The organism is Lentzea sp. NPDC058450, assembly GCF_042721395.1.
In the GTDB taxonomy this organism is placed as follows: domain Bacteria; phylum Actinomycetota; class Actinomycetes; order Mycobacteriales; family Pseudonocardiaceae; genus Lentzea.
Genome location: NZ_JBHXLO010000001.1, coordinates 515,229 through 529,501, shown reverse-complemented (window position 1 = coordinate 529,501; position 14,273 = coordinate 515,229). Strand labels below are relative to the sequence as shown.

Genomic DNA, 14,273 nt, shown 5'->3' with positions numbered 1-14,273 from the left:
TTCTGGCTGTCACGCCACGCTCGTGGTCAGGACAGCGGGAACCTGCCCGACCGGTCGGTGCCACGGCCGCCTGCGAGCAGTCATCGCGCCCTGAGCCCCACCATGAGGGCTTCCAGGTCGCGTTCGCCCTGCACCGTCTGGGCGCCGGCCGCGAGCGCCTCGCTCATGAGTCGCTGGGAGGCGGGCTGTCCGATCAGCGATGCCCACGCGTCGTTCTCCACGACGAGTCCGGCACTGAGGTCGGCAGGCGGCATCGTGCGCTTCGCGGCCGCGACCACACCGTCGGCGAGCCCCGCGATCGTGCGGGCGATTCGGTCGACGTGCGCGTCCAGTTCTGCGGCCGGGACCGCCCTGTTGATCCAGCCGTAGGCGGCCGCGGTCCGGGCGTCGACCAGTTCGCCGGCGAGGACCAGTTCCAGCGCCCGGTTGCGGCCGACCCGTTCCCGCAGGTACTGGGTGGCGCCTCCGCCGGGGGTGATGCCCATGAGCGCTTCGACCTGGCCGAGTCCCGCGGTCTCCTCGGCGGCGAAGGCCAGGTCCGCCGCGGCCACGAACTCCGCGCCACCACCGCGCGCCTTGCCGGCGAGCTTCACGATCGTCACCTGTGGCTGGTGCCTGAGCAACTCACCGGTGGCCTGGAAGACGTTCACACCGGGCGGGGCGGCCGCGGCGAGCTCTTCGAGCAGTTCCCGCTCCTCGAGGATGTGCATGTCCACGTGGGCGAGGAAGTACTCGGGGTTCGCGCTCTCGAACACGATCACCTTCACGCCGGGGTCGTCCCGTACGCCGGTCAGCAGGTCACGCAGTTCGCGCATGGTCTTGGCGCCGAGCACGTTCACCGGCGGATTGTCGAAGACGACGGTCAGCACGCCGTCCCTCAGGCCGGTGTGCAGCGTCGTGAAGTCGCCGAAGGTCATAAGACTTAGCCCCGTTTCTAGGTATTCATTGCATACCTAGGGTCGATCGTGCTGCTAAGGTCGTCAAGAACGCACTTCCACAACACCAGGGATGCCGGAGGACACCACCGTGGGCGAGCCCCTCGTTCTGAGCGCAGACTGCCCCAGCCGGCCGATCCTGGACCAGATCGCGGACAAGTGGTCGATGATGGTCATGGCGGTGCTGGAACAACCGACGCGGTTCAACGAGCTGAAGCGCCGGCTCGACGGTGTGACGCAACGAGTGCTCACGCAGACCCTGCGCCGCCTGGAGCGCAACGGGATGATCGTGCGGACCGTCCTGCCCACCTCGCCGGTCGGCGTCGTGTACTCCCTGACCCCGATGGGCGCGTCCCTGCGCGAGCCGTTCTGCCACCTCTACGGCTGGACCGTGGAACACAGCGCGCAGATCCAGGAGTGCCAGCGCGCTTACGACGAGAGGGTGTCGGAGATCTAGCCGGCACTTTTCGACGCTGGTGCGGCGTCGGGATGGGGATTGCCACGACGGTCGGCCAGCGCGCCGACCTGACAGCACCGCCCAGCAGTGCGGGGCCGGTGGACACCGCTCCACACGCTGTGGTCGAGCACGCGACGAAGGTCCTTTCCAGATGAGCCCGCACATTGGACTGTCCAGCGTGGACTCTCTTTTCAGCGAACCTGGGAACTGATCGCGTCGTCCGGACGACTACTGGTGTGCGACGCGCTGAAGTGCACCCACAGCGGTGGCGAGATCCTGGCGGAGGTTGGCCCGGCGGCCACTTCCTGCGCCCTGTCCGGCCCGTGACGATGTGCGCAGCGCACTGTCAACGGGTGAGGGAGGCTGGTCTTGCGGGTCGGCATCGTCGTGTTCGACGGCACGGACGACTTGGACGTGGTCGGGCCGTTCTCGGTGTTCGGTATGGCTTCTCGGGCCGGTCTCGGCGTCGAGGTGGAGTTGATCGCGCCTGGCGAACGGCCCGACGTGACCACCAGGGGTGGCTTGTCGCTGCGGCCGGGCCGGTGGGCGCCGCAGGACCTGGACGTGCTGATCGTGCCCGGTGGTGGCTACGCGTCGGGTGAGGACATCGGTGTGCGCGCCGAGATCGCCGATGGACGGCTTCCCGCTGCGCTGGCTGCGGCTGTCCGGCCGGATCTCGTGCTGGCGTCGGTCTGCACGGGCGCGTTGCTGCTGGCGGCGGCGGGACTGGTGACAGGTCGCCCGTGCACCACCCATCACCGAGCCGTCGAGGACCTCGTGGCGGCGGGCGGCAGGCACGTCGACGCGCGGGTGGTCGACGACGGCGACCTGGTCACCGCGGGCGGTGTCAGCTCCGGGCTGGATCTCGCGCTGTGGCTCGTGGAGAGGTTCCGCGGGCCGGACGCGGCCGGGCTCGTGCAGCGCGTCATGGAGTACGAGCGTCGTGAACCGCTGTGGCGGGCGGACGTGACGAGTGAAGGGGTGTCCGCTCGATGAGGCGAGCGATTCTGGTTCTGGCCGCGGTGCTGCCGCTCGCCGCGTGTGGCACGGCGGCGCCGGCGTCCGCACCCGCGACCGCGGCGGGCGGTCCGGTCACGGTGAAGGACTGTGCTGGCAAGGAGGTCACGTTCGACCGGACGCCGGAACGGGTCGTGACCCTGGACGGCTACGCCGCGCAGACCCTCGTCCGGCTCGGAGTGGCCGACAAGATCGTCGGAACGGGCTTTCCCGCGCCGTTCACCGCGGACAAGGCGCCGCACTCGGAGCGGCTGGCGAAGATCCCGGTGCTCGCGGAACGCGTGCCGGTCACCGAGGTGGTCGCCGCGCAGCAGCCCGACTTCGTGCTGACGAGCTTCGAGTCGTTCGGCGGCCCGCCCGGCAGCCCGAAGGAGGCCGACCTCGCCACGATGAAGGCCAAGGGGCTCACGTCGTGTCTGGGCGGTGGCATGAACAAGAGCGGCGGAAAGGCGCTCACCGACCTGTCGCCGACGTACGACTACGTGCGCAAGCTGGGGGCCGTCTTCGGGGTTCCGGATCGTGCGGAGGAGCTCGTGAAGGAACTGGAGGGGCGAGCGAAGGCCGTGGCGGCCAAGGCCTCGTCCGGGGCCAAGCCGAAGGTGCTGGTGTTGCAGGACAACCCGGTGGCGGGGCAGCCGTTGCAGACTTCGGGTGCGGGCACGATCGCGCACGCTCTGATCACGCTGGCTGGTGGGCAGAGCATTTTCTCCGACGTCTCCTCGATGCATGCGGAGATCTCGCCTGAGGAGGTCGTGCAACGCGACCCGCAGGTCGTCTGGGTCATCACCGACTACACGTTCGCCAAGCTGAAGGGCCAGGAACTCGTAGCGGCGGTGAAAGCCAACCCGTTGCTGGCCGGCACGACGGCCGGGAAGCAGGGCAAGATCGTCTCAACTTCGCAGTTCCTGGTGTCGTTCCCGAGCCCGCTCAATCTCGACGGCCTGGAACAGCTCGCGAACGCGTTGCACGCCGGCTGACATGACCGCTCTCGACACCCGTCCCGTGACCCGCACGAGGCAACGCGCTGACCTCGTGCCGCACCCGGTCCTGCTCACCGCGCTGGCGGCCGCGTTGGTCGTCTCGACTTTGCTGGCCACCGGGGTGGGGCCGGTCGGCGTGCCGGCCGGCGAGGTCGCGCGCATCCTGCTGCACCACCTGGGTGGCGGTGGTGACACAGGCGCTGCCGCTGACCTGATCGTGTGGCGGATCCGCTTCCCCCGCGTGCTGCTCGGTGCCGTGGTGGGCGCCGGGCTCGCGTTGGCCGGGGCCGTGGTCCAGGGCGTCGTGCGCAACCCGGTCGCCGATCCCTACCTGCTCGGCCTGTCCCACGGTGCCTCGGTCGGGGCGGTGCTGGTCCTCACGACCGGGGCCTCGATGCTGGGCGCGCTCACGCTTCCTCTGGCGGCCTTCGCCGGTGCCACCGGCGCGATCGTCGTCGTGCTCGCGATGGCCCGGCACCGCGGACGGTTGCTGCCGATGCGGCTGATCCTCGTGGGCGTCGCCTTCGGTCACCTGTTCGCCGGGATCACCTCGTTCATGCTCGCCCGCACCGACTCTTCCGCCGCCCAGCAGCAGATCATCTTCTGGATGCTCGGCGGGCTGTCCGGCGCCCGGTGGGCCACGCTGCCGGTCACGGCCGCCGTGGTCGTCGGCGGGACGGCGCTGCTGCTGGTGCGGGCGCGGCGGCTGAACGCGCTGGTGCTGGGGGAGGAGGCCAGTGCGGCGCTCGGCGTGAACGCGAGCCGGTTGCGCTGGTACCTGCTGATCCTCACCACGTTGCTGACCGGCACGGTCGTCGCGGTGTCCGGCGGCATCGGGTTCGTCGGGCTGATCGTGCCGCACCTGGCTCGCATGATCGTCGGCGCCGACCACCGGCGGATGCTGCCGGTCACCGTGCTGCTCGGCGCGTTGTTCCTGCTGTGGGCCGACGTCGCGGCCAGGATGCTGATCGCGCCGGCGGAACTGCCTATCGGCATCCTCACCGCGTTCCTCGGCGTGCCCTTCTTCCTGCTCGTCATGCGGGCCCGCGGCCTCGCCACCCAGGAGAACGCATGAGACTCGACCTCGATGCCGTCTCGGTCGCGCTGGGAGGACGGCCGATTCTCGACGACGTGAGCCTGACCGTCCACTCGGGACAGTTCGTCGCGCTCGCCGGACCCAACGGCAGCGGCAAGTCCACGTTGCTGCGCACCATCTACCGCGCACGGCGTCCCGACTCCGGCACCGTGCGCCTCGACGGCCACGACCTGTGGGCAGTGCCCGCCGCCGAGACTGCCCGGCACATCGGCGTGCTCATGCAGGAGCAGCACACCGGTTTCGAGTTCACCGTCGCGGAGACCGTCGCGTTGGGACGGACGCCGCACCTCGGCCTGTTCGACCGCTTCACCCGTGCCGACCACGCGGCGATCGACGACGCCGTGGAACGCACCGGGCTGACCGCGTTCCTGCGACGCCGGGTGGGGGAGCTCTCCGGCGGGGAACGGCAGCGCGTGCTGCTGGCCCGCGCGCTCGCCCAGCAACCCCGGCTGCTCGTGCTCGACGAACCCACCAACCACCTGGACCTGCGCCACCAACTCGACCTGCTCGAGCTGGTGCGCGACCTGAACGTCACAGTCGTGGCGGCGTTGCACAGCCTGGACCTCGCCGCGACCTACGCCGACACCGTCGCCGTGCTCCAGGACGGACGGCTGGTCGCCCACGGGAGGCCGCTGGACGTCCTCACCCCCGAGACGATCGGCGAGGTGTTCGGAGTGGACGCCACCGTGCACCACGACGCCGGGTCCGCCCGGTTCGTGTTGCGGCCCCAGTGCGTCTGCCCGGACGAGCGGTGTCACTGGAGTTGCCGCACGCGCGTGGCCGAGGTCAGTGCCGATGCCGGCTGACCCGCACGTCGTCGCCGTGCTCGCCCTCGACGGCGTGGTCGGCTTCGACCTGGCCATCCCGTGCCAGGTCTTCGGACTCACCCGGCTGTCCGGCGGCGACTACCCGTACCAGGTCCGCGTCTGCGGCACCGAGCCGTCGGTCACCGCCACGGCCGGAGGCGTTGCCTACTACCGGATCGAGGCCCCGCACGGCCTGGACGCCGTGGAGGAGGCCGGCACCGTCGTCGTGCCGGGGATGACGTTCACCAAGCCCACGCCGCCCGAGGTCGTGGAGGTGCTCCAGGCCGCAGCAACCCGTGGCGCCCGGACGGTGTCGATCTGCACCGGGGCGTTCGCCCTCGCAGACGCCGGTCTGCTCTCCGGGCGCCGTGCCACGACCCACTGGGCGGCTGCGGCGGACCTGGCGCGACGTCATCCGGACGTCGAGGTCGACGCCGGCGCGCTCTTCGTCGACCAGGGCAGGGTTCTCACCTCGGCCGGGGTCGCCGCCGGGTTGGACCTGTGCCTGCACCTCGTGCGCCGGGATCTCGGCGCCGCTGTCGCCGCGTCGACTGCCCGGGTCGTGGTCACGCCGCCCACCAGAGACGGTGACCAGGCGCAGTTCATCCCGTCGTCGTCGTTACCGACCGGCGACGGTTCGCTCGCCGCCACCCTCACGTGGATGCGGGAGCACGCGGCGACCGCGCTGACGCTCGCCGGCATCGCCCGGCACGCCAACCTGAGCACCCGCACCCTCACGCGCCGGTTCCGCGAGCAGACCGGCACGACACCGCTGGACTGGCTCGGCCGCCAGCGGCTCCAACTCGCGCGGGAACTCCTGGAGACCACGGACCTGCCGGTCCCCGTGGTGGCGGAACGCAGCGGGCACGGCTCGGCCACCGCGCTGCGCGCGCACTTCGACCGCGAGCTGCGCACCAGTCCGCAGCGCTACCGGCAGACGTTCCGGCAGCCCGGCGGATCATGACCCGGCGGTGCTCCTGCGGCGCAGGGCGACGACGGTGCCGGCGACTTGCTGTTTCGGCACGAAAACGTGCGCAGTCGTGGCTGCGTGGTGGACCTTCGTCGCATGAGTTCCCAAGAGGTGCCGGCTGTCCCGGACAGCGAGGCCGAACGGTTCTGGGAGAACCACTACGCACAGCAGCAACTCGGCGGCTTTTCCCACGTGAGCCCACTTCTGGTGGAGACCGTGGAGGCGCTGGCACCTGCTCGTGCTGACGCCACGGCTCTGGATCTGGCCTGCGGCAGGGGAAACGACACCCTCTGGTTGGCTTCGCAGGGCTGGTGTGTGGTCGCGGCCGACATCTCGCCGACCGCGATCCGCACGGTGGCGGAACGCGCGGAGGCGGAGAATCTCCGTGACTTCGTGCGCGCCGAGGTGCACGACCTCACGCGGACGTTCCCCGAGGGCTCGTTCGACCTCATCTCCGCCCAGCACTTCCACACGCCGTTCGACGTGGACCGTGCCGCGATCCTGCGCACCGCCGTGGAGGCGTTGCGGCCTGGCGGCCGGTTGCTCGTCGTGGACCACGGTTCCACCTCGCCGTGGTCGTGGAACCAGGATCCAGACGTCCACTTTCCCAGCCCTGACGAGGTCTACGAGGAGCTCGCGCTGGATCCCGGGCAGTGGCGCGCGGTGCGCCGGGACCGGCCGCAGCGGCTCGCCACCGGCCCGAATGGACAGAAGGCGACGGTCACCGATCACGTGCTGGTCGTGCTCAAGCACGGCGACGGGAGCGCGGCATGACACTGGACGCCGAGACCAGGCGGTTCCTGGACGCCGTGGAATCCGGTGGTCCACCGATCCACCACGGATCGGTGACACAGGCCCGATCCGCCGCCGCGTCGATCACACACTTCCACGGCAAGGGTCCCGCGCTGAAGGAGTCGGTGGACCGGGTCGTGGTGCGGGACAACGGACAACTCGAGCTGCGAGTGCTCACGCCGCAGGACACGCCGCGCGCGATCGTCGTCTACTACCACGGCGGGGGCTGGGTGCACGGTAGCCCGGCCGAATACGACCACCTCGCACGCAGGCTCGCCGCCGAGGTGAAGGCCGTGGTGGTGCTGGCCCGCTACCGGCTTGCGCCGGAGCACCTGTTTCCCGCCGCGGTCGACGATGCCACGGAAGCGGCGCGCTGGGTGTGCGAGAGCCGGCACGAGCTCACCGGTGCGCCGGTTCCGATCGTCGTCGCCGGGGACAGCGCGGGCGGCAACCTCGCCGCCGTCGTGGCCAGACGGGCGCGCGACCTCGGGCTCCCCGTGGACCTGCAGGTGCTCGTCTACCCCGTGACGGACGCCGACACCGACCGGCCGAGCTACCTCGCGGCCGAGAACCAGCTCATGGTCAGCCGAGACACCATGAACTGGTACTGGGACCACTACGTTCCCGACCTCGCCGACCGCCTGCATCCGGACGCGTCGCCGTTGCGCGCGGAGGACCTGCGCGGCCTGGCGCCGGCGATCGTGCTGCTGGCCGAACACGACGTCCTGCGCGACGAAGGACAGGCCTACGCGACCGCCCTGGCCGAGGCCGGTGTGCCCACGCGGGTCCACCAGATGCCAGGGCAGATGCACGGCTTCCTCAACCTCGTGAACGTCCTGCCCGGCAGCGCCGCCGGGATCGAGCACCTGACCACCGAGATCAACGCCTGGCTCGACCAGGCACAGCCGAGGAGTGACAACGATGACCAGCGTGCCTGAGCACGACGTGGCGCCCGACCCACGCCGGTGGCTCGCCCTGGGCATGATCAGCCTGGCCACGCTGATGGTGGTGCTCGACGCCTCGATCATCAACATCGCCCTGCCCCAGGCCCAAGCCGCCCTCGGCATCTCCGACGCGAACCGGCACTGGGCGGTCACCGGCTACGCGGCCACCTTCGGCGGACTGCTGCTGCTCGGCGGCCGGATCGCCGACTTCGGTGGCCGCAAGCGGATGCTGCTCATCGGCCTCGCCGGATTCGCCGCCGCCTCCGCGCTCGGTGGCCTGGCGGTCGACGAGGCTGTGCTGGTGATCGCCCGTGTGCTGCAAGGCGCGTTCGCCGCCGTACTCGCTCCGGCAGCGCTGTCGCTGATCGCCGTGACCTTCACCGAGAACCGCGAACGGGCGAGGGCGTTCGGTGTCTTCGCCGCCGTGCAGGGCAGTGGGGGAGCGATCGGCCTGCTTGCGGGCGGGCTGTTGACCGAGTACCTGGACTGGCGGTGGTGTCTGCTGGTCAACCTGCCCATCGCCGTCGTGGCGATCGCGGGCACCTGGCTGTCGGCGAACGAAAGCGTCGCGTCCGGACCACGCAGCTACGACTTGCCCGGCGCCCTGCTGGCCACAGCGGGGTCGGTGGGACTGGTCCTCGGCTTCACACTCGCCGCGGAGTCGGGTGGCTGGGGATCACCGGCCGCGATCGCGGCGCTCGTCACGTCCGTCCTGCTTCTCGCCGGGTTCGTTCTGTGGCAACGCCGCGCGGCGGCGCCGCTGCTGCCGTTGCGCGTGGTCCTCGACCGGGTGCGCGGTGGCGCGTTCCTGACCTCCACGCTGGTGGGCAGCGGCATGTTCGGCATGTTCCTGTTCCTGACCTACTACCTGCAGGGCGACCTCGGGTTCGACCCTCTCACGACCGGCCTCGCGTTCCTGCCGTTCTGCGTGGGAATCGTGCTCGTCCCGCTGTTCGTCGCCCCCAGCCTGACGCGGTTCGGGCCACGCCCGCCCATGGTCGCGGGCATGGCGATCGCCGCCGCCGGAATGCTGCTGCTCACCACCCTCGACGGCTCGCCCGCACAGCTCGGCGGGACACTGGTCCCGCAGCTGGTCATGGGCATCGGGCTGGGCTTTGTTTTCACCCCGATGAACAGCACCGCGCTGGCGGGGGTCGACGCCGCCGACGCAGGTGTCGCGAGCGGACTGGTCAACAGCACCCAGCAACTCGGCGGAGCACTCGGCGTGGCCCTGCTCAACACCCTGTACACCAGCACTCGCGCCGACGCGATCAAGTCGAACCCCGGCGACGTCCTGACCGCCAACCTCAGCGGCTACCACCTCGCGTTCGCCGTGTCCGGTGTCCTGTTCCTGCTCGCCATGCTCTGCGCCCTGCTCGTGATGAAGAAGCCGAGGAAACCGGCTCCGGTCGCGGCGGCCGCGGTCGATGCCACACAATGACGATCATGCGCACCACCGAGGAGGTCCTCGACGCGGTGGGACCACGGCTGCGCGACGTGCGCAGCCGTCGCGGCATGACCATCGCCCAGGTCTCCGAAGCCACCGGCATCTCCGAGAGCACCCTGTCGCGGCTGGAGAGCGGCGGCCGGCGCGCCACCCTCGAACTGCTGCTGCGGCTCTCGACGACCTACCGCGTCCCGCTCGACAGCCTCGTCGGCGCGCCCTACACGGGCGACCCCACCGTGCACATCCGCCCGGTCGAGCGCGACGGCCTCATCTACATGTCGCTCACGAACCGGCCGGGCGGACTCCAAGCACACAAGCTGATCATCCCGCCCTCCACGTCCTCCGTCGAACCTGATCCGCAGACCCACGCCGGCTACGAGTGGATCTACGTCCTCAACGGCACCCTCCGCCTGGTGCTCGGCGACAGCGACCTCACCCTCCACCCAGGCGAGGTCGCCGAGTTCGACACCCACATCCCCCACTGGCTTGGAGCCGCGGGAACCACCCCGGTCGAGCTCCTGGTCCTCTTCGGACGGCAAGGCGAACGCGCCCACCTGCGCGCACGCACCATGCGAGGACACCGGGCAGTGACGAGAGGCTGACGTGGCGCCGAACTCGTCGCTCTCGAGCAGGGGACGACAGCACGGCGTCTCGGTACCCACCGATCCCTCGCCGCGGCTGCACCCTTGCGACCCCGGCGCCAGTCCCTTGGGCCTGACCGGATCGAACGCCTCGCGGTACTCCGGCGGGACCGTCTCGGCGGAGTCCCCCACGAGTATCGGCATTCCGCTTGACCTGTGCGGACATAGTTTTCGGCACGCACAGGGGCAGCGGACCCGACGGAGGGCCGATCCCGGCCGGACGGACGCAGGTGCGGCGGCTCGGCGACCCCGTCACATCCGTGCGGCGCCCGCCTTGATGGCTTCGCGGATGCGCGGATACGTGCCGCACCGGCAGATGTTGCGAATGCCGTCGAGATCCGCGTCGGTGACGGCACGGCCCTCGGCCTTCACCCGACGCACCAGGGCGACCGCGGCCATGATCTGCCCCGGCTGGCAGTAGCCGCACTGGGCGACGTCGTGATCGAGCCAGGCCTGTTGCATCGGGTGCAGGCCGGCCTCGTCGGCGAGTCCTTCGATCGTGGTCACCTCGTCGTCGGGACGCAGGTCGCTGACGGGGATGGAGCAGGGGCTGACGGCGTGGCCGTTGACGTGGCTCGTGCACGCCTTGCAGACGTTGATGCCGCAGCCGTACTTCGGGCCGGTGATGCCCAGCAGGTCGCGGAGGACCCACAGCAGGCGCACGTCGTCGGCCGCCTCGACGGTGACCCGCGAGCCGTTGACGCGGAAGGTGTGCTGGGGCAAGAGGTTCTCCTACCGGGTGAGGCCGTCTGTCGGGGACGGGGGGATCGGAGGCACGAACGGCTTGGGGGTGAAGGACAGGGTGTGGTGGTTGATCGGGAAGCTCGTCGGCACGGTTCCCGTCGCACGGCCGTAGGCGCAGGCCACGGCGGCCATCGACGCCGCCACGCCCAGTTCGCCGGCGCCGCCCGGTTTGTCGGTGGTGGAGGGCAGGATGAAGGTCCGCAGGGCCGGTGGTGTGTTCCACTGGCGGGTGTAGAAGTAGTTGTCCCAGCTGGCTTCCAGGAAGTGGCCGTCGTGCAGGTGGAGGCTGGAGGTCAACGCCAGTGCGATGCCGTCCATCACGCAGCCCATCATCTGCGCTTCGAGGCCGCGGGGGTTCACGGTCAGGCCGATGTCCACGGCGACAACGGCTTTGGTGACGCGGGGGCCGGCCACGCCGTCGCGGATCGGGCGGTTCACGGTCTCCGGGCGGCAGTCGATCTCGACCAGAACGGCGTTGAAGGCGTGGTACTCGCCGTGGAACGCGATTCCCTGGGCGGTGCCGGCGGGCATGGGGCGGCCCCAGTCGCCTTCTGCGGCTACTTTCTCCAGCACTGCTCGTGCCCGGTCGTCGCGCAGGAAGCCGAGGCGGAAGCGCAGTGGGTCGCTGCGCGTCTTCGCGGCGAGCTCGTCCACGACGAGTTCGCGGGCGCAGGTGACGTCGGGGGAGTAGACGTGGCGCATGCTGCAGGTGTTGAAGCCCTTGCCGGTTTCGGCGAGCAGGTGGGTGGCCAGGCCGAACTCGTAGGGCATGGACTGGGAGAGGTGGAAGAACGTCTGGGCGAAGCCCTTGTCGCCGAACGGCAGTCGTGCGGCCATGGCGGTGAAGAGTTCGCCCAGTCCGTGGCTCAGGTCGGTGCGGATGCTGGTGTGGCGCTGGGCGTAGCTCAGCACTGTGTCGCCCACATAGGACACTCGCACCCGTGAAGTTGCCATGGGGTGGGTGCGGCCTTGACGGGTGTCATCGGCGCGGTGCCACATGAGTTTCACGGGCTTGCCGATGCGCTGGGAGACCTCGGCGGCTTCGAGGGCGGCGTCGAAGAAGAGCTTGCGGCCGAACGAGCCTCCGCCTTCGGTGACGTGGACCTGGACCTTGTGAGGGGCCAGCCCGAGCTTCGCGGCGATCAGCTTCTGGGCCACGATCGGCGCTTTCAGCGACGACCAGATCTCCGCCCGGTCGGGTCGTACGTCGGCGATGGCGCAGTTGGGTTCCAGCGCGCTGTTGCCGCGGAAGTAGAAGGTGAACCTGCGGTCCACGGTGGGAGTGACCGGTGGGAGACCGATCGGGAGTTCGGCGTCGCGCAGTTCGGCCAGGACGGACTCGTCGGACTTCCCTTCCACAGTCCCGGGTTTCCAGTTCACGCGCAACTCGCGGATCGCGTCCACGCACTGGCCGAACGTCTCGGCGCGCACCGCCACGCCGGTCGAGATGGTCACGACGTCGGTCACGCCCGGCAGCGCGCGGACCTCGGCGAGGTTCAGCACGGTGCCGACCTTGCCGTTGATGGTCGGTGGGCGGCAGAGCATGGTCGGCAACGCGCCGGGCACGGCCAGGTCCATCGTGAACTTCTTGCGCCCCGTGACCGCCTCGACGGCGTCGACGCGGTTGTGCGGCTTGCCGATGACGGTGAAGCTCTCGCGAGGCTTGAGCGTGACGGCGATCTGCAACGGCTCGACGCTCGCGGCCTTCTCCGCCAGCGCGCCGAAGCCGACGCTGCGGCCGGCTCCGGTGATGAGGCCGTCGGCGAGCACGAGGTTCCGGGTGCCGAGTTCGGCCGCCGCGGCCTCCAGGAGCCTGGCCCGGGCGGTCGCCGCCGCCACCCGGATCGGCGTGTAGGTCGCGATGGTCGTGTTCGACGCGCCGGTGAGCTGGTTGAAGAGCAGCTCTGGACGGGCGTCGGCGAGCGAGACGCGGACCCGGTCCGGTGGCACGTCGAGCTCCTCGGCGATCAGCATCGCGGTGGACGTCGTGATGCCCTGGCCGACTTCGGCTCGGGGCAGCGCGAACGACACCGTGCCGTCGGTGCCGATCTCCACGGTGATGAGCCCGGACGTCGGCAGGGCCGCGGCGGTCATGACGTCGTTGAGGTCGGCCAACCGGGTGAGGTCCGGCGAGGGGATGTCCTCGCCGAGCCCCGCCGCGGTGACCAGCGTCGGTGACGCCAGCACGTAGCCGAGGAACCGGCGTCGTCTCACGACGGCCTGTTCATGTCGGGGATCTCGATGGAGATGCGCCGTCCCTCGGAGAAGAACAGCAGCACGAACCGGCGGATGACCTCCTCCAGCGCCCACGCGGCGTCCGGGACGAGCGGGAGCGGGATCAGGTGCTCGCGGAACGCCACCAGCTTCGGCCAGGCCGTGCGGATCAGCACCTCCCAGAACGGTTCCCGGCGCAGGCCGATCCAGTTGCCGATCTGCTCTCCCACGGTGTAGCGGGAGAACCCGCTGATCATCGGCCGGGTCAGGCCGCCGTCGACCTCGGCGACGATGTCGAGCAGGTCGTTCGCGAGCGCCACGCCTTCGCGGGTGGGGCCCAGCGCCGGGTCGAGCAGTTGCCGCGACTGCTCGTTGGCGGCCTCCCAGGTAGCGGGGATGTACTCGTCGCGGATGCCGAGCATGTGCGCGGTCACCTGCCACACGTGCAGATAGGCCGCCGAGTCCGCCGCGCTGACCCGCACGCCCCACTCCAGCATCTTGCGCATCACGAACGTGGGCAGGCTGTGCCACGTCACCAGCATGTCCGCGAGGCTGATCGGGATCTTCTGGCCGCCGCTCGTGCCGGACCAGCCGGGTGACTTCGGCAGCAGGTGCCGTACGGCCGCGTGCACCATGCGGGTCTTCACCGCGGTCACGATCATCTCGCCCTGCGGCTGGTAGGCGTCCAGGTCGCCGACGTCGTAGCCGAGCTTGGCGGTCTTGGCGACGCGGTCCTTCATGTCCGCGCCACCCTGGGAGTAGTAGACCGCGCGGGCCTCCCGGGGGATCGCCGTGCTCATCAGGCCGCTGCCCAGTCCATAGAGGACACCGACGTAGATGCCCTTGGTCCTGTTGAACTGCGCCGCCGCGTCGAGCTTGTTCCGGTCGGCCCACGGGGGAAGCTGCCGCGCCCGTTCGATGAAGTCGTGCACGTCGGCGGGCAGTCCGGCGGGCAACGGCTGGTCGTTGCGGGTCCACGTGCGCAGCGCCGCGTTGACGCGCGGCACGTCCCCGCGGTCGATCACCGCCGCGAGCAACTGGTCTGCTTCGTCGTCCCACACCCAGTTCGGGTCGGTGCCCGTGCCCGCGCCGGCGAGCGAACCGGCCGGGGACCACGTCCACAACGAGCTCGCACTGGCCGGAGAAGCGAGGCAGAGGGCGCCGAGCGTGCCGCCCGCGACCAGCATGGTGCGCCTGCTGATGTCGTTCATGACTGGAACTCCTCGTCGA

General features: G+C 70.3%; 14 protein-coding genes. 10 read left to right on the top strand and 4 right to left on the bottom strand.

Going from position 1 to position 14,273, the window contains the following annotated elements; genetic code table 11:
- Positions 1–80: 80 nt before the first annotated feature.
- A complete protein-coding gene (locus ACFWNN_RS02615; protein WP_382438063.1) occupies positions 81–917 on the bottom strand; it encodes an enoyl-CoA hydratase/isomerase family protein in 837 nt (278 codons plus the stop codon).
- Between the two features lie 91 nt (positions 918–1,008).
- Here ACFWNN_RS02615 and ACFWNN_RS02610 point away from each other — a divergent pair, with 91 nt between their 5' ends.
- The 10 genes from ACFWNN_RS02610 to ACFWNN_RS02565 all read left to right on the top strand — a co-directional run bounded on the left by ACFWNN_RS02610 (position 1,009) and on the right by ACFWNN_RS02565 (position 10,046).
- Complete coding sequence (locus ACFWNN_RS02610) at positions 1,009–1,392, top strand: winged helix-turn-helix transcriptional regulator (RefSeq protein ID WP_382438062.1); 384 nt, start codon at positions 1,009–1,011, stop codon at positions 1,390–1,392.
- A gap of 369 nt (positions 1,393–1,761) precedes the next feature.
- A complete protein-coding gene (locus ACFWNN_RS02605; RefSeq protein WP_382438061.1) occupies positions 1,762–2,388 on the top strand; it encodes a DJ-1/PfpI family protein in 627 nt (208 codons plus the stop codon).
- Complete coding sequence (locus ACFWNN_RS02600; RefSeq protein WP_382438060.1) at positions 2,385–3,386, top strand: ABC transporter substrate-binding protein; 1,002 nt, start codon at positions 2,385–2,387, stop codon at positions 3,384–3,386. Before ACFWNN_RS02605 ends, ACFWNN_RS02600 begins: the two co-directional genes overlap by 4 nt.
- 1 nt (position 3,387) lies before the next feature.
- Entirely contained in the window at positions 3,388–4,464 is a 1,077-nt protein-coding gene (locus ACFWNN_RS02595) for a FecCD family ABC transporter permease (RefSeq protein ID WP_382438059.1), read from the top strand.
- Entirely contained in the window at positions 4,461–5,291 is an 831-nt protein-coding gene (locus ACFWNN_RS02590) for an ABC transporter ATP-binding protein (protein ID WP_382438058.1), read from the top strand. Before ACFWNN_RS02595 ends, ACFWNN_RS02590 begins: the two co-directional genes overlap by 4 nt.
- Complete coding sequence (locus tag ACFWNN_RS02585; protein WP_382438057.1) at positions 5,281–6,255, top strand: GlxA family transcriptional regulator; 975 nt, start codon at positions 5,281–5,283, stop codon at positions 6,253–6,255. Before ACFWNN_RS02590 ends, ACFWNN_RS02585 begins: the two co-directional genes overlap by 11 nt.
- A 102-nt stretch (positions 6,256–6,357) precedes the next feature.
- On the top strand, positions 6,358–7,035 hold the full coding sequence (locus ACFWNN_RS02580) for a class I SAM-dependent methyltransferase (RefSeq protein WP_382438056.1): 678 nt from the start codon (positions 6,358–6,360) through the stop codon (positions 7,033–7,035).
- Positions 7,032–7,991 carry an alpha/beta hydrolase gene (locus tag ACFWNN_RS02575; protein WP_382438055.1) on the top strand — a complete coding sequence of 320 codons (960 nt, stop codon included), beginning with the start codon at positions 7,032–7,034 and terminating at the stop codon, positions 7,989–7,991. The genes ACFWNN_RS02580 and ACFWNN_RS02575 overlap by 4 nt, the downstream gene beginning before the upstream one ends.
- The gene (locus ACFWNN_RS02570) at positions 7,975–9,438 is read left to right on the top strand and encodes an MFS transporter (protein WP_382438054.1); all 1,464 of its coding nucleotides are present in this window, start codon (positions 7,975–7,977) and stop codon (positions 9,436–9,438) included. Before ACFWNN_RS02575 ends, ACFWNN_RS02570 begins: the two co-directional genes overlap by 17 nt.
- A gap of 5 nt (positions 9,439–9,443) precedes the next feature.
- Positions 9,444–10,046: a helix-turn-helix domain-containing protein gene (locus tag ACFWNN_RS02565; RefSeq protein ID WP_382438053.1), complete on the top strand. Its 603-nt coding sequence runs from the start codon at positions 9,444–9,446 to the stop codon at positions 10,044–10,046.
- A gap of 291 nt (positions 10,047–10,337) precedes the next feature.
- Here the strand turns inward: ACFWNN_RS02565 and ACFWNN_RS02560 are convergent, their stop codons facing one another.
- The 3 genes from ACFWNN_RS02560 to ACFWNN_RS02550 are packed head-to-tail and all read right to left on the bottom strand — an operon-like array spanning position 10,338 to position 14,254.
- Complete coding sequence (locus ACFWNN_RS02560) at positions 10,338–10,808, bottom strand: (2Fe-2S)-binding protein (protein ID WP_382438052.1); 471 nt, start codon at positions 10,806–10,808, stop codon at positions 10,338–10,340.
- A 9-nt stretch (positions 10,809–10,817) separates the two neighbouring features.
- Positions 10,818–13,043 (bottom strand): molybdopterin cofactor-binding domain-containing protein, encoded by a 2,226-nt coding sequence (locus ACFWNN_RS02555; protein WP_382438051.1) that lies wholly within the window; start codon positions 13,041–13,043, stop codon positions 10,818–10,820.
- Positions 13,040–14,254 (bottom strand): oxygenase MpaB family protein, encoded by a 1,215-nt coding sequence (locus tag ACFWNN_RS02550; RefSeq protein WP_382438050.1) that lies wholly within the window; start codon positions 14,252–14,254, stop codon positions 13,040–13,042. Before ACFWNN_RS02550 ends, ACFWNN_RS02555 begins: the two co-directional genes overlap by 4 nt.
- Between the last annotated feature and the right edge of the window lie 19 nt (positions 14,255–14,273).

Bases quoted from the DNA above. Each gene is read 5' to 3' on its own strand.
- ACFWNN_RS02615 (WP_382438063.1), bottom strand. From the start codon at position 917: ATGACCTTCGGCGACTTCACGACGCTGCACACCGGCCTGAGGGACGGC.
- ACFWNN_RS02610 (WP_382438062.1), top strand. From the start codon at position 1,009: ATGCCGGAGGACACCACCGTGGGCGAGCCCCTCGTTCTGAGCGCAGAC.
- ACFWNN_RS02600 (WP_382438060.1), top strand. From the start codon at position 2,385: ATGAGGCGAGCGATTCTGGTTCTGGCCGCGGTGCTGCCGCTCGCCGCG.
- ACFWNN_RS02595 (WP_382438059.1), top strand. From the start codon at position 3,388: ATGACCGCTCTCGACACCCGTCCCGTGACCCGCACGAGGCAACGCGCT.
- ACFWNN_RS02590 (WP_382438058.1), top strand. From the start codon at position 4,461: ATGAGACTCGACCTCGATGCCGTCTCGGTCGCGCTGGGAGGACGGCCG.
- ACFWNN_RS02585 (WP_382438057.1), top strand. From the start codon at position 5,281: ATGCCGGCTGACCCGCACGTCGTCGCCGTGCTCGCCCTCGACGGCGTG.
- ACFWNN_RS02580 (WP_382438056.1), top strand. From the start codon at position 6,358: ATGAGTTCCCAAGAGGTGCCGGCTGTCCCGGACAGCGAGGCCGAACGG.
- ACFWNN_RS02575 (WP_382438055.1), top strand. From the start codon at position 7,032: ATGACACTGGACGCCGAGACCAGGCGGTTCCTGGACGCCGTGGAATCC.
- ACFWNN_RS02570 (WP_382438054.1), top strand. From the start codon at position 7,975: ATGACCAGCGTGCCTGAGCACGACGTGGCGCCCGACCCACGCCGGTGG.
- ACFWNN_RS02565 (WP_382438053.1), top strand. From the start codon at position 9,444: ATGCGCACCACCGAGGAGGTCCTCGACGCGGTGGGACCACGGCTGCGC.
- ACFWNN_RS02550 (WP_382438050.1), bottom strand. From the start codon at position 14,254: ATGAACGACATCAGCAGGCGCACCATGCTGGTCGCGGGCGGCACGCTC.